Source organism: Comamonas sp. GCA5 (assembly GCF_036541385.1).
Classification (GTDB): Bacteria; Pseudomonadota; Gammaproteobacteria; order Burkholderiales; family Burkholderiaceae_C; genus Comamonas; species Comamonas aquatica.
On record NZ_JAZHFR010000075.1, the window covers coordinates 1 to 18,398 of the forward strand.

At 68.5% G+C, this 18,398-nt stretch carries 13 protein-coding genes and 1 pseudogene; 4 read left to right on the forward strand and 10 right to left on the reverse strand.

All coding sequences use genetic code 11. The annotated features are described in order from the left end of the window. Window positions 1–366: 366 nt before the first annotated feature. From SJH88_RS15050 to SJH88_RS15060, 3 genes are all read right to left on the reverse strand, one after another. Entirely contained in the window at window positions 367–1,332 is a 966-nt protein-coding gene (locus SJH88_RS15050) for a tripartite tricarboxylate transporter substrate binding protein BugE (RefSeq protein WP_043384516.1), read from the reverse strand. Between the two features lie 223 nt (window positions 1,333–1,555). Continuing rightward, on the reverse strand, window positions 1,556–2,812 hold the full coding sequence (locus SJH88_RS15055) for a CaiB/BaiF CoA transferase family protein (protein WP_274754948.1): 1,257 nt from the start codon (window positions 2,810–2,812) through the stop codon (window positions 1,556–1,558). A gap of 217 nt (window positions 2,813–3,029) precedes the next feature. Further along, the gene (locus tag SJH88_RS15060) at window positions 3,030–4,223 is read right to left on the reverse strand and encodes an acyl-CoA dehydrogenase (protein ID WP_042413955.1); all 1,194 of its coding nucleotides are present in this window, start codon (window positions 4,221–4,223) and stop codon (window positions 3,030–3,032) included. A 208-nt stretch (window positions 4,224–4,431) separates the two neighbouring features. Here SJH88_RS15060 and SJH88_RS15065 point away from each other — a divergent pair, with 208 nt between their 5' ends. Then, complete coding sequence (locus SJH88_RS15065; RefSeq protein WP_045267158.1) at window positions 4,432–5,361, forward strand: LysR family transcriptional regulator; 930 nt, start codon at window positions 4,432–4,434, stop codon at window positions 5,359–5,361. 48 nt (window positions 5,362–5,409) lie between these two features. Here the strand turns inward: SJH88_RS15065 and SJH88_RS15070 are convergent, their stop codons facing one another. Beyond that, a complete protein-coding gene (locus SJH88_RS15070; RefSeq protein ID WP_274754949.1) occupies window positions 5,410–6,687 on the reverse strand; it encodes a sensor domain-containing diguanylate cyclase in 1,278 nt (425 codons plus the stop codon). A 129-nt stretch (window positions 6,688–6,816) separates the two neighbouring features. On the opposite strand from SJH88_RS15070, the gene SJH88_RS15075 reads away from it, so the two are divergent. Further along, window positions 6,817–8,277 (forward strand): cryptochrome/photolyase family protein, encoded by a 1,461-nt coding sequence (locus SJH88_RS15075; protein ID WP_274754950.1) that lies wholly within the window; start codon window positions 6,817–6,819, stop codon window positions 8,275–8,277. A gap of 255 nt (window positions 8,278–8,532) precedes the next feature. Here SJH88_RS15075 and SJH88_RS15080 read toward each other — a convergent pair whose 3' ends face one another. Further along, the gene (locus SJH88_RS15080; RefSeq protein ID WP_042414200.1) at window positions 8,533–9,480 is read right to left on the reverse strand and encodes a LysR family transcriptional regulator; all 948 of its coding nucleotides are present in this window, start codon (window positions 9,478–9,480) and stop codon (window positions 8,533–8,535) included. Between the two features lie 187 nt (window positions 9,481–9,667). On the opposite strand from SJH88_RS15080, the gene SJH88_RS15085 reads away from it, so the two are divergent. Then, the gene (locus tag SJH88_RS15085; RefSeq protein ID WP_274754954.1) at window positions 9,668–10,510 is read left to right on the forward strand and encodes a DMT family transporter; all 843 of its coding nucleotides are present in this window, start codon (window positions 9,668–9,670) and stop codon (window positions 10,508–10,510) included. 135 nt (window positions 10,511–10,645) lie between these two features. Here SJH88_RS15085 and SJH88_RS15090 read toward each other — a convergent pair whose 3' ends face one another. Together SJH88_RS15090 and SJH88_RS15095 are read right to left on the reverse strand one after the other, a co-directional pair. After that, window positions 10,646–11,371 carry an LrgB family protein gene (locus SJH88_RS15090; protein WP_042413947.1) on the reverse strand — a complete coding sequence of 242 codons (726 nt, stop codon included), beginning with the start codon at window positions 11,369–11,371 and terminating at the stop codon, window positions 10,646–10,648. Then, complete coding sequence (locus SJH88_RS15095; protein WP_274754951.1) at window positions 11,368–11,739, reverse strand: CidA/LrgA family protein; 372 nt, start codon at window positions 11,737–11,739, stop codon at window positions 11,368–11,370. The genes SJH88_RS15090 and SJH88_RS15095 overlap by 4 nt, the downstream gene beginning before the upstream one ends. A gap of 520 nt (window positions 11,740–12,259) precedes the next feature. On the opposite strand from SJH88_RS15095, the gene SJH88_RS15100 reads away from it, so the two are divergent. Next, a complete protein-coding gene (locus SJH88_RS15100; RefSeq protein ID WP_274754952.1) occupies window positions 12,260–13,651 on the forward strand; it encodes a DUF6138 family protein in 1,392 nt (463 codons plus the stop codon). Window positions 13,652–14,154: 503 nt separating this feature from the next. Here the strand turns inward: SJH88_RS15100 and SJH88_RS15105 are convergent. The 3 genes and pseudogenes from SJH88_RS15105 to SJH88_RS15115 form a co-directional block, all read right to left on the reverse strand. Continuing rightward, window positions 14,155–15,746, reverse strand: a pseudogene (locus tag SJH88_RS15105) (DHA2 family efflux MFS transporter permease subunit). 18 nt (window positions 15,747–15,764) lie between these two features. After that, window positions 15,765–17,012, reverse strand: coding sequence for an HlyD/EmrA/EmrK family protein (locus SJH88_RS15110; RefSeq protein WP_274754955.1), 1,248 nt, complete (start codon window positions 17,010–17,012; stop codon window positions 15,765–15,767). 168 nt (window positions 17,013–17,180) lie between these two features. Next, on the reverse strand, window positions 17,181–18,398 hold a 1,218-nt coding region (locus SJH88_RS15115; protein WP_274754953.1), incomplete at its 5' end, for an efflux transporter outer membrane subunit.

The following is an 18,398-nucleotide window of genomic DNA, read 5'->3' on the forward strand; positions in this document are numbered from 1 at the left end:
CCAGCAGGCCAGACAGCAGTTCTTCGGGTACGTCGTGTTTCTTGGTGTTCATAGTGTTTACGGACAGGCCGGCTTGCGCCGGCTGTTGATTGGCCGTTTACACAAAATTTTGCACACCCTCTTCACTGAACGACGGCTGCTCAGCAAAGATCAGTCAACCATGTCCCGAATTTGACAGAGTGCAACCGCTACACATCAGACATTGCAAGTGGCAGCTTGAACGACAGCAACGGGTCGATAGCTGCCAAGAATGGCAATAGCACCTATTCATCTATCCGTGACTCACCTCACAAGTAAAAACGGCTGCCGAGGGCAGCCGTTGTTGTTAACACTGCCGCAGCGGATGTCTGCGGCCGTTGGCATGGATCAGTCCAGCGTCAGCTTCTGCTTGTCCACCACGTCCTTGTAGGCGGTGTATTCGGCCTTGATTTCCTGGGCGAACTTCTCGGGCGTGTCGGCCACGATCAGCGAGCCGGTGTCCTCGATGCGTTTGCGGATGGCAGGGTCCTGCAGCACTTTGTGCACGGCCTTGTTCACCTTGTCCACGATCTCCTTGGGCGTGCCCTTGGGGCCGACCACGCCGTAGTAGGCCATGCGGTTCACGCCAGGGGCGCCGACTTCGGCCAGCGTGGGCACGTCGGGCAGCACGGCCAGGCGCTTGGGTGCAGCAACCACCAGGGCGGTCAGGCGCTTTTCCTTGACGAAGGGCAGGGCCGAGGGGAAGTTGTCAAAAATCAGCGGGATCTGGCCTGCAACTGCATCGTTCAGCGCCGGGCCGGAGCCGCGGTAGGGCACGTGCTGCATCTGCGTGCCGGTGGCCAGCATGAACATTTCCATCATCAGGTGGCCGATGGAGCCGGTGCCGGGCGAGCCGAAGGAGTGCTTGCCGGGGTTCTTCTTGACCTCTTCGAGGAAGGACTTGTAGTCCTGGCCGACGAACTTGGGGTTGGCCGCAATGATGTTGGGCGTGGCGGCGATGTTCACGATGGGCGTGAAATCGGTGAACACGTTGTAGGGAATCTTGGGGTTGATCGCGGGGTTGGTGGCCGTGGTGGACACGGTGGCCAGGCCCAGGTGGTAGCCATCGGGGGTGGCGCGTGCGGTTTCGGCCGCACCGATGGCGCCGCCGCCACCGCCCTTGTTTTCGACGATCACGGGCTGGCCCAGTTCGCGGCCCAGGGGGTCGGCGACCACGCGGGCGATCAGGTCGGTGGTGCCGCCGGCGGCAAAGGGCACCAGCAGCTTGATGGGCTTGTTGGGGTAGCTGGATTGGGCGTGTGCGGCACCGATGGTGGCCAGGGCCGCCAGTGCCAGGAGGGAACGACGCATCATGTGCAGTCTCCTTGTCGTTGTTGGAAGAACAGCGAATCCTAGGCAGGACGGTGCGTGGTGGCTAGGACTTGCGCCTAGTTGAAAACCCTGGTTTGAGGGTAAATGCTAGGTCTGTTAGTGTCTGTAAATAGGTATGCGAATCCCTGACGTTGGCAAGTCATTCCCAAGGGGGGTGAATGGGCAGACCGGCGGTGGCGCAGCGCGTGCCGCGCCACCGGCCGGATCAGATGGCGCGGGCGGCGTGCAGGGCGCGGATGCGTTCCTCGCTCAGCCCCAACTCGTGCAGCACCTCCTGCGTGTGCTGGCCCAGGCTGGGCGGCGCACGGCGGTAGCTGACGGGGGTGGCCGACAGGCGCATGGGGTTGGCCACGGTGGCCACCTGGGCGATGCCGTCGCCGGCCTGGCGTGGCAGCGAGCGGGCGATGCCGCGGTGGCGCACCTGGGGGTCGTCAAAGGCCTGGGCCACGGTGTTGATCGGGCCGCAGGGCACGGCCTTGTCTTCCAGCAGCGCAATCCATTCGGCCGTGGTGTGCGTGCGCATCACCGGCAGCAGGCGCTCCAGCAGTTCCGCGCGGTGCTGCACGCGCGCGGTGTTGGTGGCAAAGCGCGCGTCCTGGGCCCAGTCGGGGTGGCCGCAGGCCTCGCAAAAGCGGGCGAACTGGCCGTCGTTGCCGATCGCCAGCAGCACGTTGCCGTCGCGGCTGGGGAAGTCCTGGTAGGGCGCCAGGCTGGGGTGGATGTTGCCGGCACGGCCCGGCGCCTGGCCGGTGGCCAGAAAGCCGGCGGCCTGGTTGGCCAGCACGGCCATGCCCACGTCCAGCAGCGCCATGTCGATGTACTGGCCCTGGCCTGTGCCGTGGCGCGCGTTGTCGCGGGCATTCAGCGCGGCCAGGATGGCGTTGCTGGCGTACAGGCCGGTGAACACGTCGATCACGGCCACGCCCACCTTCAGCGGGCCGCCACCGGGCTCGCCATCGGCATGGCCGGTGATGCTCATCAGGCCGCACATGGCCTGCACCATCAGGTCGTAGCCGGCACGCTCGGCATAGGGGCCGTCCTGGCCGAAGCCGGTGATGGAGCAGTAGATCAGCCGGGGGTTCAGGGCCTTGAGGCTGTCGTAGTCCAGCCCGTACTGCTGCAGTCCGCCGACCTTGAAGTTCTCGACCACCACGTCGGCCTCGGCCGCCATCTGGCGCAGCAGGGCCTGGCCTTCGGGGTGGGTCATGTCGACGGTGATGCTGCGCTTGTTGCGGTTGCAGGCGGTGAAGTAACTGGCCTCGCGCGTGGCCTGGCCCGCGTCGTCCTTCAGGAACGGCGGGCCCCAGTGGCGCGTGTCGTCGCCCGCGACGGGGCGCTCGACCTTGATCACGTCCGCGCCCAGGTCGGCCAGCATCTGCGTGGCCCAGGGGCCGGCCAGCACGCGGGACAGGTCCAGCACTTTGATGCCCGACAGCGCGCCGGGCGTGGCAGTGGTTGGCATGAGGGGGCTCCTGCAATCCAAAGCGGTTGGAATAAAAAAAAGGAGCTGTCAGCGCCTGTCATTGAAGCACTTCACATGCTTTCGCATGGGAAGTGAAGCAATACCAAGCGCCAGAAGCTCCTGAAAAAAGAGCGATTGTGTCGCCCTGAGAGACAAAAACCGAGGCTGCCGCCGCGCACGGCCATGTCGGTGGTGTGCGCGGTGTGCAGGGCCAGCTTCAGTTGGCGAAGGCGGCGATGCCGGTCTGGGCGCGGCCCAGGATCAGCGCGTGCACATCGTGCGTGCCTTCGTAGGTGTTGACCACTTCCAGGTTCACCAGGTGGCGGGCCACGCCGAACTCGTCGGAGATGCCGTTGCCGCCCATCATGTCGCGCGCCAGGCGGGCCACGTCCAGGGCCTTGCCGCAGTTGTTGCGCTTGATCAGCGAGGTGATCTCGACCACGTTCTGGTGCTCGTCCTTCATGCGGCCCACGCGCAGGGCAGCTTGCAGGCCCAAGGTGATTTCGGTCTGCATGTCGGCCAGCTTCTTCTGGATCAGCTGGTTGGCGGCCAGGGGGCGGCCAAACTGCTTGCGGTCCAGCGTGTATTGGCGCGCGGTGTGCCAGCAGAACTCGGCTGCACCCATGGCGCCCCAGGCGATGCCAAAGCGCGCGCTGTTCAGGCAGGTGAAGGGGCCCTTGAGGCCGCGCACTTCGGGGAAGGCGTTTTCTTCGGGCACGAACACGTCGTCCATCACGATTTCGCCGGTGATCGAGGCGCGCAGGCCCACCTTGCCGTGGATGGCGGGGGCGGACAGGCCCTTCATGCCCTTGTCCAGGATGAAGCCACGGATCTGGCCCACGTTGCCGGCTTCGGACACTTCCTTGGCCCAGACCACGAACACGTCGGCCACGGGGCTGTTGGTGATCCACATCTTGGAGCCCTTGAGCTTGTAGCCGCCGTCCACCTTGTAGGCGCGGGTGGCCATGGAGCCGGGGTCGGAGCCGTGGTCGGGTTCGGTCAGGCCGAAGCAGCCGATGAATTCACCGGACGCCAGCTTGGGCAAGTACTTCTGCTTCTGGGCTTCGGTGCCGAATTCGTTGATCGGCACCATCACCAGCGACGACTGCACGGAGGCCATGGAGCGGTAGCCGCTGTCCACGCGCTCGATTTCGCGCGCCACCAGGCCGTAGCTCACATAGTTCAGGCCGGCGCCACCGTATTCGGTGGGGATGGTGGGGCCCAGCAGGCCCAGCTCGCCCATCTCGCGGAAGATGGACACGTCGGTCTTCTCGTGGCGGAACATGTCCTGCACGCGCGGCATCAGCTTGCCCTGGCAGTACTCGTAGGCCGCGTCGCGGATCATGCGCTCGTCGTCGGTCAGTTGCTGGTCGAGCTGGAAGGGGTCGTTCCACTGGAAGTTGCCGGACATGGGGTGTCTCCTTGAATGCCTTGTTGGGAAGCCAGGTCCACATGGTGTTTGTGCATGTATGACCTGCGATGAACGGCATCGTAAAAGCGTCACCTGAGTGCGGCAAACGATTTGTTTGCATCCAGGTATGAGTGTTTCGCATTTCTATCTTGGCAATCCGGGGCGTTTGCGGCAGCATGGCGCGGTCTCTGGCTTGTTTTGACCGACCATGCGCCGTCCCATCCCGTCCACCCAGGCCCTGGCCTGCTTTGAAGCCTCCGCCCGCCACGAAAGCTATACCCGCGCGGCGCAGGAGCTGGCGCTGACCCAGAGCGCGGTCTCGCGCCAGGTGATTGCGCTGGAGGAGTTCGTCGGCGTGGCGCTGTTCCGCCGCACGCGCCACGGCGTCAGCCTGACCCCGGCGGGCGCGCTGTACGCCAAGAAGGTGCGCGGCTGGCTGCAGGGGCTGGAGCGCGACACGCTGGACCTGATGAGCCACCAGGGTCAGGGCGGCACGGTCAACTTGGCGGCCGTGCCCACCTTCGCCACGCGCTGGCTGATGCCGCGCCTGCCGCTGCTGGCGCGCCAGCACCCCGACATCACGGTGCACATCGAGGTGCAGACCCGGCCCTTCCTGTTTGCCGACACCGTGCACGATGCGGCCCTTTACGCGGGCACGCCCGAGCAGGTCGGCAACTGGCCTGGCGTGCAGGTGCTCAAGCTGATGGACGAGGACGTGGTGCCCGTGTGCAGCCCCACGGTGCTGGGCAAGGCCGCTGCGCGCGACCTGGGGCGGGCCTGGCAACCCGTGGCGCCCGAGGTGCTGGCGCGCCTGCCGCTGCTGCAGCAAAGCACACGCCCCTATGGCTGGCAGCAGTGGTTCCAGTCCGTCGGCGTGGACGCGCCGCGCGCCCTGGACGGCCCGCGCTATGAGCTGTTTTCCATGCTGGCCGTGGCCGCCAGCCATGGCCTGGGCGTGGCGCTGATCCCGCCCATGCTGGTCGAGGCCGAACTGGCGCGCGGCGAGCTGGTGGTGGCCTGCGCCCAGCCGCTGCGCGGCGAACGCAGCTACTACCTGGTCACGCCCAACGGCACGCCCGCGCCCGCGCTGGGCCTGTTCTCGGCCTGGCTGTGCGAGATGGCGGCGCAGCAGACCTGACGGGCATCGGGTGCGTGACGGTGTGGCGGTGGGTGGTCAATCAGGCATTCAGCGTGCCACGGCCACCTGGTTGCGGCCCTGGCCCTTGGCGTGGTACAGCGCCTGGTCCGTGCGCCGCAGCAGCTCTGCGCTGTCCTCTGGCGCTTGCCAGGCGGCGACCCCCAGGGACATGGTGACCTGACCCACGGTGGCGTCCTTTTGGGCGGCCAGGGTGGTGCGCATGTGTTCGGCCAGACTGTGCGCCGCATCCAGTGGGCAGCCCGGCAGCACGATCAAGAATTCTTCCCCGCCCCAGCGCACCACGGCATCACCGCTGCGCACGGCCGTGCTGAGCAGCTGTGCGCAGCGCTGCAGCACCTGGTCGCCGGCTTCATGGCCCCTGCGGTCATTGATCTGCTTGAACTCATCGATGTCTGCCAGGATGAGGGCATAGCCCACGCCGTCGGTCTGCGCCGCATGCTGGCAGCGTTGCAACTGCTTTTCACCCGCGTAGCGATTGAGCAGGCCGGTCAACGCGTCGTGGTGGGCCTGCTGGCGCAGCTCCTGCGTTCGGGTCACCAGTTCCGTCACATCCTTGCTCACGCAGACGTAGTGCTGGACCGTGCCCGTGTCGTCTTTGAGCGGCGTGATGGTCTGCGCCGCGTGGTACAGGTGGCCGCGCTTGTGGCGGTTGGTGAAGGTGGCCTGGTAGCTGTCGCCGCGCGCCAAGGCTTCGCGCAGCTGGGTGTAGAACGCGGGGGGATGCTGGCCCGACTGCAGAAATTGCGGGGTGCAGCCCAGCACTTCCGCGCTGGCATAGCCGGTCAGGTGCTCAAAAGCCTGGTTGACGAACAGGATGTGCGCCTGGTGGTCCGCGATCAGCACGGCGTCCCGGGTGGCATGCAGGGCCCGCGCCAGCAGGGCCTGGCGTTGCTGGGCCTCCACCCGTGCCGTGATGTCTTGCTGCACCGACACAAAGGCCTGGATCTGCCCTTGTGCATCGCGCACGGGTGAGATGTTCCACTCCACCAGATAGGCGCTGCCATCCTTGCGGTAGTTGAAGGTGGAGCCCTGGAAAAACGTGCCCTGGTGCAGGCTGTCGCGCAATCGCTGCAGCACCCGCTGATCGGTCAGCGGGCCTTGCAGCAGGCGCGGAGAGCGGCCCTGCAATTCCGCGGCGCTGTAGCCCGTGAGCTGGCAGAACGCCGGGTTGCAATAGGTGATGTGTGGACCATCCCCCTGCAGATCGGCCGTGGTGATGACCACGGCGTTGAACGCCTGCTCCACGGCGGCCTGCAGCAGGTCCGTGGCGTGGAGGGGCGTGGGAGCAGTCAGTAAAGAGGTCACAGCGTGGGTGGCTCAGGGTCGGGGGTGGGCACAAGGGGCCATCATACCAAGACGGGTCATTGGCCGCATTCCTTGGACCAGGCGCTGGCAATGCCAAAATTGCGCGCTGCCTCCCTGCCCGGAATCACCATGCCCCCTGCCGCCCTTGTCTGGATGCGCCGCGATCTGCGCTGCGACGACCATGCTGCGCTGTACCACGCGCTGCGCCGCTACCAGCGTGTGTACTGTGCTTTTGTTTTTGATACGGACATCCTCGATGCCCTGCCCACGCGCAGCGACCGGCGCGTGGCGTTCATCCATGCCAGCGTCCAGTCCCTGGACCAGGAACTGCGCGCGCTGGCGGCGCGCAGCGGGGCCCCGGGCGGCGGGCTGATCGTGCGCCATGGCCCGGCGCCGGCCTGCATCGTGCAGCTGGCGCGCAGCCTGGGCGTGCAGGAGGTGTTGACCAACCGCGATTACGAGCCCGAGGCCATCGCCCGCGACCAGCGCGTGGCCGAGGCCCTGCGCGCCACCGGCATCGCCTTCAGCGACTACAAGGACCAGGTGTTGCTGGAGCAGCGCGAGGTGCTGACCCAGCAGGGCCAGCCCTACAGCGTGTTCACGCCGTACAAGCGCGCCTGGCTGCAAAAGCTCGATGCCTTCCAGCTCACGCCGTACCCCGTGGCGCGCTATGCCGCCCACCTGGCCGCGCCCCCGGACGGCGAGCGCCAGCCCACGCTGGCCGATCTGGGGTTCGAAGCCACCAACCTGGCGCAGCTGCCCCTGCCCACCGGCGCGCAGGGCGCGCAGCAGTTGCTGCAGGACTTTGTGCCGCGCATGGCGGCCTACCACGCGGCGCGGGACTTCCCGGGCCGCAAGGGCGTGTCCTACCTGTCGGTGCACCTGCGCTTTGGCACCGTGTCCATCCGCCAGTTGGCTGCCCTGGCTGTGCAGCAGGCGGCGCAGGGCAGTGAGGGCGCGCAGACCTGGCTGTCCGAGCTGGCCTGGCGCGACTTCTACTTCATGATCCTGTGGCACCACCCCCAGGTGGTCACGCAGTCCTTTCGCCCCGAGTACGACTGCGTGCAGTGGGACGAGGCCCCGGCGCTGTGGCAGGCCTGGTGCGAGGCCCGCACCGGCTACCCCCTGGTCGATGCGGCCCTGCGCCAGCTGCTGCAGACCGGCTACATGCACAACCGCCTGCGCATGGTGGTGGCCAGCTTTCTGACCAAGGACCTGGGCATCGACTGGCGGCGCGGGGAACGCTTTTTTGCCCAGCACCTGAACGACTACGACCTGGCCGCCAACAACGGCGGCTGGCAGTGGGCCGCGTCCACGGGCTGTGATGCCCAGCCCTGGTTCCGCATCTTCAACCCGGTGACGCAGTCGCAGAAGTTCGACCCGGACGGCAAGTTCATCCGCCGCTACCTGCCGGAGCTGGACCGGGTGCCGGACCGGCACCTGCACTTTCCGGCGGCCATGAAACCGCTGGAGCTGCAGGCCTGTGGCCTGCGCCTGGGGCAGGACTATCCGTGGCCTGTGGTGGACCACGCCAGCGCGCGCGAGCGCACGCTGATGCGTTTTCATTTCCTGGCCCGCAAGGAGGACTGAGGCCGTCCGGGCGTTGGGGCAAGCCCTCGGTGGCGGGCCCAGGCCGCAGCGCAGGGCCGCCGCCTCGCTGCCGCCCGGGAGCAGGGCCCACCCAGGGGGGCGGCGGCGTGCAATCCGTGGGCAAGGCCTGCTGAAAATTTAAGCGCCCCGCAAAAACTCCCATCAGAACAAGCCGCTAAGTGCTTTATCCAGGCAGGGGGGCGCACTTATCCACAAGCTTATCGAGGTCGATTGGGGAGAACTGGCGCGCGGCGCTCAGCGGTGCCGGCCGGCCTCGACCAGGTGGTCGATCAGCGCCCGCACCTTGAGCGGCACATGGCGCGATGGCATGTACAGCGCATAGGCGGTGCGCGGTGCGTAGTTGCCGGTCAGCCGCCAGTCGGGCAGCACCGGCACCAGCGCGCCGCTGTCCAGCGCGGCCTGGGCCGCAAAGTCGGCTACCAGACCGATGCCCTGGTGCTGCAGCGCCAGGTGGATGATGCCGGTGCTGCTGTCGATGGACAGCGGTGCGTGCACGGTCACCTCGGCCACGGCCGGGGGCTGGCCCGGGTCGGCCTGGTGCACCCATTGCAGGCGGTGCTGAAAATCCCCATAGCCCAGCGTGATGCAGGCCACACCATGCGCGCGGTCCAGGTCCTGCGGGTGCTGCGGCCGCATGGCCAGCCCCTGCAGGTAGGCGGGCGAGGCCACGGCGATGTACCGCACCTGGCGCAGGGCGCGCGCCACCATGTGCTGGGGCAGTTGCTCGGGCCGCGTCAGGCGGATGGCCAGGTCCAGCCCCTGCTGGGCCAGGTCCTGGATCTGGTCGCTGAGGCTCACGGCCACTTCCAGCTCGGGCCACTGGCGGCGCAGTGCGGGCAACTGGGCGCTGAGCCAGATCTCGCCAAACACCGTGGGTGCCGTCAGCCGCACCGTGCCGCGCGGCACGCCGCGGTAGTGGCCGGCAATGGCGTGGATGTCGCTGGCGGCATGCGCCAGCTGGCTGCAGGCGGCATAGACCTCAGCCCCCAGCTCGGTCAGCGACAGTGAGCGGGTGGTGCGGTGCAGCAGCTGCACGCCCCAGTGGGCCTCCAGCCGGCCCACGCTGCGGCTGACGGCCGAGGTGGTCAGCTCCAGCTGGCGCGCGGCCGCGGCAAAGCTGCGCAGTTCTACCACCTTGGCAAAGACCAGCATTTCGGGGACCAGACCGGGTTCGGTGCGCATGGGCATGGGACGGTGATTGTTGATTCAAAAGCAATAGTAAGTGGAATCAAAGCGTATTGATGCGTTCATGCGCTTGGTGGACGATGCCAGCATGACCTACCCGACGACTTCCTCCCTGCGGCCCGCCCCCCCGGCGGCGCTGCCTTCCTCTTTGGCGACCTGCGGCGCACCCGGGGGCACCTGGCGCATGGTGCTGGCCATGGCCTTGTCCGGCACCATCGGCCTGCTGGTGGTGGAAAGCGGTCTGCCCGTGCTGTGGGTGGTGTGGCTGCGCTGCCTGCTGGGCGGGCTGGGCCTGGCCGCATGGCTGCTGTGGTCCGGCACCTGGACCCGGCCGAGCCGGCGCGAAGCCCTGTGGCTGCTGCTGGGGGCGGCCGCGCTGATTGCCAACTGGCTGTGCCTGTTCCGGGCCTACGCCTACAGCGGCATTGCGATTGCCACCGTGGTCTACCACGTCCAGCCGTTTGTGCTGTTGCTGCTGGCCGCCGTGCTGCAGGGCGCCCCCCTGCCGCTGGCGCGCCTGCCGTGGCTGGTGCTGGCCCTGGTGGGCGTGGGGCTGAGCAGCGGCCTACTGGAGCAGGCCGCCACAGGGGCCGCCCAGGGCGCGTGGCAGGGCATGGTGCTGGCGCTGCTGGCGGCCAGCCTGTATGCCGTGGCCACGCTGACCACCCAGCAGCTGTCGCGCATCGCCCCGGCGCAGATCGCCATGCTGCAGATGCTGGCCGGCGCCCTGGCCCTGCTGCCCGGGGTGTGGGCGCTGCGTGGGCAGGCCGTCTTCAGCCCCCAGGCCTGGGGCGCGGTGGCGGTGCTGGGCCTGGTGCACACGGCCTGGATGTATACGCTGATGTACACGGCGTTCCAGCGCTTGCCGGCCCAGGCGATTGCGGGCCTGTCCTTCATCTACCCCGTGGTGGCCCTGCTGGTGGACGTGCTGTGGTTTGGCGCCCGCCCGCAGCTGTCGCAATGGCTGGGCATGGCGCTGATCCTGGGCGCACTGTGGGCCTACCGGCGCAGTGCACGCGCTGCGTGAGGCGGTGGCGCCCGGGGCGGCGCGCGGGCCAGTTCTGCCAAGGGCTTCGCAGTGCGCACAGCGCCATCACGCTGATGACAAAAAGCGGCCCCAGCGCTTGTCCAGCAAGCGCGGGCAGCTATGTTTTTCTGCGGCTCAGGGCAGGCGTTGGAACACGGCCACGCACAGCGGCATCAGCAAGGCCGTCAGCACGCCGTTGAGGCCCATGGCCAGCGCGGCAAAGGCGCCGGCCGTGGGGTTGACCTGCAGGCCCCGGGCCGTGCCGATGGCGTGGGCCGTCAGCCCCAGGGCAAAGCCGTTGACGGCCGGGTCCTGGGTGCGCAGCAGCCGGCCCAGCCAGGGGGCCAGCATGGTGCCGCTGATGCCGGTGACGGCCACGGCCACGGCCGCCAGCGACGGCAGGCCACCAAAGCGCTCGGCCATGGGCAGTGCGATCGGGATGGTGGCCGACTTGGGCGCCAGCGAGACCACGGTTTCCCACGAGCCGCCCAGGGCCCAGGCAATGCCCATGGCCGAGACCAGGGCCACCACGCAGCCCACGACCAGGGCCACGGTGATTGGCAGCCACAGGGCGCGGATGCGCTGGCGCTGCGCATACAGCGGCACGGCCAGGGCCACGGTGGCCGGCCCGACCAGCAGGCTGAGCCACTGCACGCCTTCGCGGTAGGTGGCGTAGGGCGTGCCCGTCAGCAGCAGCAGGCTGACGATGACCACCACGGCCGTGAACACCGGAATCAGCAAGGGGTGGCAGCCGCTGCGCTTGTACAGCGCCAGGGCCGCCAGGTACACCCCCATGGTCAGCACCAGCCAGGGCAGGGCGCTGCCCTGCAGGCCCTGCACGATGTCGTTCCAGGCGTTCATGTCGAAGCCCCGGGGGGGGTGGCGGTGGCCGGGCTGCGCGCCAGCATCCAGCGGAAGGTCAGGGCCGTGACCACGTAGGTGATGGCCGCCCCCGCCACGCCGGCCACGACGAAGGGCTGCCATTCGCGCGCGATGCGGTCAAAGTGCAGCATCACGCCAGCGATGGTGGGGATAAACAGCAGCATCATGTTCTGCAGCAGGGTCAGGGCCGTCTGCTCCAGCGCCACGGGCAGCCGGCCCAGCCACAGCAGGGCAGTCAGCAGCAGCAGCGTGCCGACCAGGGCGCCGGGCAGGGGCAGGGCAAGGGCGTGGACCAGGGCTTCGCCGGCCAGTTGAAAGGCAAACAGTGCAGCAAGTGCGTACAGCATGGTGTCGGGGGAGTGAAAGGCGGTGCGGCCGGTGCTGCGGGACAGCACCACCGAGTGCCCGGGGATGGAAACAGCCGCCAGTCTAGGCCGCTTGCGCCGATCGTGGGCGGCCCCGCCCCGGGCTGCGGTCCGCCTGCCTGCTTTCTGGGCAGCCTAAGCCCAAGGCCGTAAAAACAAGCACTTGCGGCGGATGTGGGGCGCGCAGGGGTCAGTTGTCCACAGGCTTGTCCAACGCTTTCGTGGACAAGGGTTCGGGTTTTTACTTAGTACATCGTGGGGTCGATCCCCGGTGGCAGGGGGCTGTCCGTGTCGCGCGCGCTGCTTCGCAAGCCGGCCGCGCGCCCAGCCACCATGTGCCAGCGTGCGGGGGGCGCACCCTTCTGCCCTTGGGTGGGAGTGCCACCCTGTCACCAGTGCCCGCCAACGTCACGGGCAGCACTGGGCATGGTGCCATGCACTGGATCAGGCAACGTCTGTAGCTATCATATTTATAACAACAAGCATCCGACCACCTAGGCCCATGAGTACCAAGAACTGGCTGATCTTCAAAGAAATTGCGGGCAATCCGGCCGTGCAGGCCTTGTTTGACAGCGCGGTCGATGACATTACCAGCGGCACGCCACCCCCGTTGAACCAGGACTATCCCGTCGGCTTCATGGTGGCGGGGCAAAAGCTGCTGGGCACCGCGGTGCTGGAATACCGGCTGCGGCAAGAGTCGGTGGCCGACTTGGCGTACCCAGGCCTGCGGGATTTTGTCGCGCACCTGCGGGCCCTGCTGGGGTGGAATGAAATCGGCCATACCCTGCACCGCTGGGTGCATGCGTGGCTGCGTGATCCCTACTTTGTCAACCAGGGCCACAACTGGTCGGCGCACTGGGTGCGCAAGAGCGACGCCCCCGCCGCCGACCTGTCGGACAGCGTCTACCGCTTTGCCTGCGACATCGCGCTGGGCGACCTCAAGTACGGGCCCAGCTATGCGCGTGTCAGTGCCGAGGAGATTTTTGACTGGGTGACGCAACTGGGCAGTGACCTGCCGGCGCAGCTGCTGAAACAGGGCACGGGCGAGCTACCCCCGGCCCTGGCCCGGTGGAAGGGGGAAGAGGCCAGCGCCACGGCCAACGATGCGCTGGCCGTGGTCCGCATCACCCAGCGCGCAGCGAGCGAAGCCGCATACGGGCAGGTGCTGGACTACCTGGTCCAGCTGCTTTCCACCACCGACTTTCCCCGCTCCTACGCGATCGAGTACCGCGGCCCCACCAAGGTCTATCTGCCCATTCCAGGACTGCCCAGGAAAGGCGTGCACCAGCTGTTTGCGGCGGCCGCTGCCTACCCGGGGCTGCATGAACGGATCGCGGCCTATGCACATGCCGCCATGCGCGAGCACCACTGGTACCAGAACCTGGAGGACGCGCACTGCGCCCTGCCTGGCAGCTTTGCGGTGTTCGCGCTGGCCTGGGCCGACACGCGGTTTGCGCCGCTGGTCTTGCAGTACCAGCACACCGTGGACGGCGAGCACCAATCGCTGCAGGAGCGGTTTGTCGAGGCCTATGTCGACGCCCATGGCCTGGACGCCACCAGCCTGGCCTATCTGATGGCCTGTGCCGGCAACATCCAGCACCTGCGCCACCGCAAGACGTATCCGGCGTTGATGGACAACGCCGCCAGCCTGCAGGCCTTGCTGGCGGCCCGCCAGCAGCACGGCGGCGATGTACCCTCGCCGGTGGCCGCACTGCGCGCCCAGATGACTGCACAGAGCACGGTCGAGGCCGCTTTTGGCGAAGTCCGGCGCACGCTGTGGGGCGATGCCGTCTGCCAGGACCAGGGCCGCCGGCTGATCGCCCGCGCGCCCGAAGCCCTGCGGCCGCTGTATGCGCAGGTCTTCGCGCCCGCTGCGGGGCGTCTGCCGGGCTGAGCGGCATCCCTTCTGCCCCAGCGTGGTTGGCGCGCACCGCATCGCATCGCATGAAGGTCCTGATGCCACCTGCACCGTGGACCGTGCGGCGCGTGGGATCGTTGCAGCCCTGCACGCCGCCCGTCCACGCCCAGGCAGGGAGGCGCCTGCGGGCCAGCCAGACTGATTCAACGCACCCAATATTGGGTGTCATCACGCAGCGTTTTTCATAGCGCTACCCGCAATGTCAGCAAGCGCTGGCTGCCGATTGGATTGCTCTCTGCGGAGTCCGTGGTCTGGTCGTGGCACGCCAGGCCCGTGCTCCCCATGCCGGCGGCGATGGGGGCGTGTACGCATCCTTGCGGGGGCGCTGTGCGGCACGTGCGTGGGGTGCGGTGCTTTGGGGCCCCTGCGTTGGTGCGTGGGGGCGCCAGGTGTTGGTGCTTGGGGACGGTGGCCCTTGCCAGGTCTAGAACAAAAAAGGGCGACCCGGTCGGGTCGCCCTGGGCGGTGGCGGATGCAGCTCAGTGTGCCCCCGCGGCGGCGTCTGCACCGCCCCCGCCGTGGGCCTTGGGCCGCTGCGTGAACCAGATCAGCACGATCAGGCTCAGGAACAGGAAGGACGAGGCCAGGAAGATGTCGTCCGCCGCGCGCGTGAAGGCCTGCTGGTCGATCAGGCGGTTGATCTGGGCATAGGCCTGCTCGGCGCTCATGCCCGCCGCCTGCAGCTGCTGCACGGTGGTGGCGAACGCGCCCTGGCCCTGCACCAGCAGCTCCGTCAGGTGCGCGTGGTGCATGGCGGCGCGGCTTTCCCACAGCGTGGTGGCGATCGACGTGCCCATGGCCCCGGCCGTGATGCGCACGAAGTTGGATAGGCCGGCCGCGCCGGAATGCGGTCCGGCGTCAGCCCGCTGAGCGTGATGGTGGTCAGCGGGATGAAGAAGAAGGCCATGGCCGCGCCCTGGATCAGCGTGGGCACCAGGATGTGGCGGAAATCCGTCTCCACCGTGAACTGCGAGCGCATCCACAGCACCAGGGCGAACACGATGAAGGCGCCGGTCGCCATCTTGCGCGGGTCCCAGACACCGACCTTGCGCCCCACCAGCGGCGTCAGCACGATGGCCAGCAGCCCCACGGGCGCCAGCGCCAGGCCGGCCGCGGTGGAGGTGTAGCCCATCCACTGCTGCAGCCACAGCGGCAGCAGCACCACGTTGCCGAAGAACACGCCGTAGGCGATGGACAGCGCCATCGAGCCGGCCGCGAAGTTGCGGCGCTTGAACAGGCGCAGGTCCACCACCGGGTGGGCGTCGGTCAGCTCCCAGACCACGAACACGGCAAAGGCCACCACAGCGATCACGGTGAAGGCGATGATCTCGCCGGAGGCGAACCAGTCCAGCTCCTTGCCCTTGTCCAGCATCAGCTGCAGCGCACCCACCCACAGCACCAGCAGGGACAGGCCCACGGTGTCGATGGGCAGCTTGCGCGTGGGCGTCTCGCGGTGGCGGTAGATGCTCCAGGTCATCAGCGCCGACAGCAGGCCCACGGGCACGTTGATGTAGAAAATCCAGGGCCAGGAGATGTTGTCCGTGATCCAGCCCCCCAGCAGCGGCCCGACCACGGGCGCCACCAGCGTGGTCACGCCCCACAGGGCCAGCGCCGTGCCGGCCTTGGACGGCGGGTAGCTGGACAGCAGCAGGGTCTGCGACAGCGGGATCATGGGGCCGGCCACGGCGCCTTGCAGCACGCGGAACAGCACCAGCATCTCGAGCGACGAGGCGAAGCCGCACAGCCAGGAGGTCAGCACGAACAGCAGCACGCTCATGGTGAACAGGCGCACGGCGCCGAAGCGCTGCGTCAGCCAGCCGGTCAGCGGCACGGAGATGGCGTTGGCCACACCAAAGCTGGTGATGACCCAGGTGCCTTGGCTGGGACTGACCCCGACATCGCCCGAGATGGCCGGGATGGCCACGTTGGCGATGGAGGAGTCCAGCACGTTCATGAAGGTGGCCAGCGACAGGGCCAGCGTGCCCAGGGCCAACTGGGCGCCCTTGAGCGGCACGACCGGCGGTGGCGCGGTGCGGGCCGCCCCGTTGGGGGCGGAAGCGGTGGAAGTCATGGCAGGTTCCCGGCGGCTTTAGGGGGCGACCTGGGCATCGGCCACGGTCTTCAGCGCGGGCAGGCGCTCACCGGCGATCAGGCGCGCGATGCGGGCATCGGCCTGGGCCAGCGTGCCGTCGTAGACCGTGGTCTGGGCCACGGGCGCGGTGCGTGGCGCGTTCGCCAGGGCCAGGCCGTCCTGGTCGCGGATGTCGACCTTCACGTCCATGGACAGGCCCACGCGCAGCGGGTGCTGCTGCAGGGCTTCGGGCGCCAGGCTGATGCGCACGGGCACGCGCTGCACCACCTTGATCCAGTTGCCGGTGGCGTTCTGCGCCGGCAGCAGCGAGAAGGCCGCGCCGGTGCCGGCGCCCAGGCCCACGACCTGGCCCTCGTAGGTGGTCTTGTCGCCATAGACGTCGGCGGTCAGCGCCACCTTCTGGCCCATGCGCAGGTCGGCCAGCTGGCTTTCCTTGAAGTTGGCGTCCACCCACAGGTGGTGCAGGTCGACCACGGTCATCAGCGGGGCGCCGGCGGCCACGCGCTGGCCCAGCTGCACGCCGCGCTTGGCCACGTAGCCGTCCACGGGCGCCACCAGGCGCGTGCGCTGCAGGGCCAGGTAGGCCTCGCGCACCTTGGCGGCGGCGGCCATGACGGCGGGGAAGTCCTCGGCCGTGCTGCCCTGGGTCTGGGCCTCGGCCGCGGCCAGCTGGGCCTTGGCGGCACGCACGGCGGCATCGGCGGCGCTGACGGCATTGCTGGCAGCGGTGAACACGGCCTGGGCGTGTTCGAACTCTTCCTTGCCCACGGCACCGGTGGCGGTCAGGGGGCGGCGGCGTTCCACGTCGTCGCGCGCCTTGGCGGCGTCGGCCTTCAGGCGCTGCAGGTCGGCCTCGCGCTGGGCCACCTGGGCGGCCAGGGGGGCGTTGTTGGCGTACAGCGTGCGGGTCTGGCGCGCGGTCTGGGCCAGTTGCGATTCGGCCTGGGCCAGTTGCACCAGGTAGTCGGCGGGGTCCAGCTGCACCAGCACCTGGCCGGCGCGGACGTAGTCGGTGTCGTCGGCGCCAATGCTCAGCACGGTGCCGCCCACCTGGGGCGTGATCTGCACCACGTTGCCGGCGACGTAGGCGTTGTCCGTGGTTTGGTAGCGGCTGGCCACCACCCAGTGCCAGCCGCCCCAGGCGACAGCGGCCACGGCCACGGCGGTGGCGACCAGGGTCAGGCCCTTGCGGCGGCCGGCGGGGTTGGCGGAGGAGGGGCTGGGGGTCTTGCTGCTGTCGGTCATGGAGGTGGGCGCTTTGTTATCGGGTGTGGAGGACATGGTTTTGCGGCCGTTTAAAAAAAGGAGCTGTCAGCGCTGGTGTTGATTCGGTTTCAAGACGTTTGGTGCAGGAAAGCCAAGCAATGCAAGCGCGACCAGCTATGAATTTCAAGAAAATTGCTGGCGGTGGTCTCAGTGCGGGCGGGGCTGCAGCTGGGGCGTGTCGTCGCTCCAGCCACCGCCCAGGGCGGCGGCCAGGGCGATGCGCGTGTCCAGCGTGCGCGCCTGCAGGTCCACAGCCAGGCGGCGCTGGGTGATGAGCTGGCTCTCGGTGTTCAGCACGCTGATCTGGTTGCCCAGCCCGGCCTGGTAGCGCTGCACGGCAAAGTCGTAGGCGCGTTCGGCCTTGGCCAGGGCCTCCTGCTGCAGCACGTGCTGGCGCTGCAGCGACTGCACGGAGGTGATGGCATCGCCGGCCTGCTTGACGGCGTCCAGCACCGTGCCGTTGTACTGGGCAATGGCAGCGTCCAGGTCGGCCTGGGTGCCGCGCAGCTGGGCGCGCAGGCGTGGGCCGTCAAAGATCGGCAGGCGCAGCGCGGGAGTGACGCCGATCTGGCGCGAGCTGGCCTGGAACAGCTGGTCCAGCCCCAGGGCGTTCAGGCCGATGAAGGCGCTGAGGTTCACGTCCGGGTAGAAGTCGGCCTGGGCCACGTCGATGTCGTGGGTGGCCGCTTCCACGCGCCAGCGGGCCGCGACCACGTCGGGGCGGCGGCCCAGCAGGTCGGCGCCCAGCACGTCGGGCACGGCCTGCATGTGCAGCGCCGACAGGCGCGGGCTCAGCGCCTGCTGGGCGTCTGGCGCCTGGGCGCACAGCACGGCGAGGGTGCGGCGCGCCAGGGTGATCTGCTCGTCCAGCATTTCCAGCTGGGTGCGTGCGTCGGGCATGGCGGCCTGGGCCTGGGTCAGCTCCACCTGGCTGTCCAGCCCGGCCTGGGTGCGCTGGGCGCTCAGATCCAGCAGCGACTGGCGCTGGGCCAGGGTGCGCGCGGCAACCTCGCGCTGGGCCAGCAGGCGCGCCAGGGCCACATAGTTGCGCGCCACCTGGGCGGCCAGCTGGGTGGCGGCGGCGGCACGGTCGGCCTGGGCGGCACGGGCCTGGCCCAGGGCGGCCTGCAGCTCGGCGGCGTGCTTGCCAAAGAGGTCGGGCGACCAGGACAGGCCGGCCTGCAGATTGCCGCTGTTGTAGGTGTGGCCGGCAATCGGCGCGGGCACCATGCCGTGGGCGGTGTAGCGCTGGCGCGTGGCATCGGCACTGAGTGTGCCGTGCACGTCGGTGGCCGTGCTGCTGGCCGCGGCCAGGGCCAGCGCCTTGTCCAGGCGCGCCTGGCTGGCGGCCAGGCTGGGGTGGCC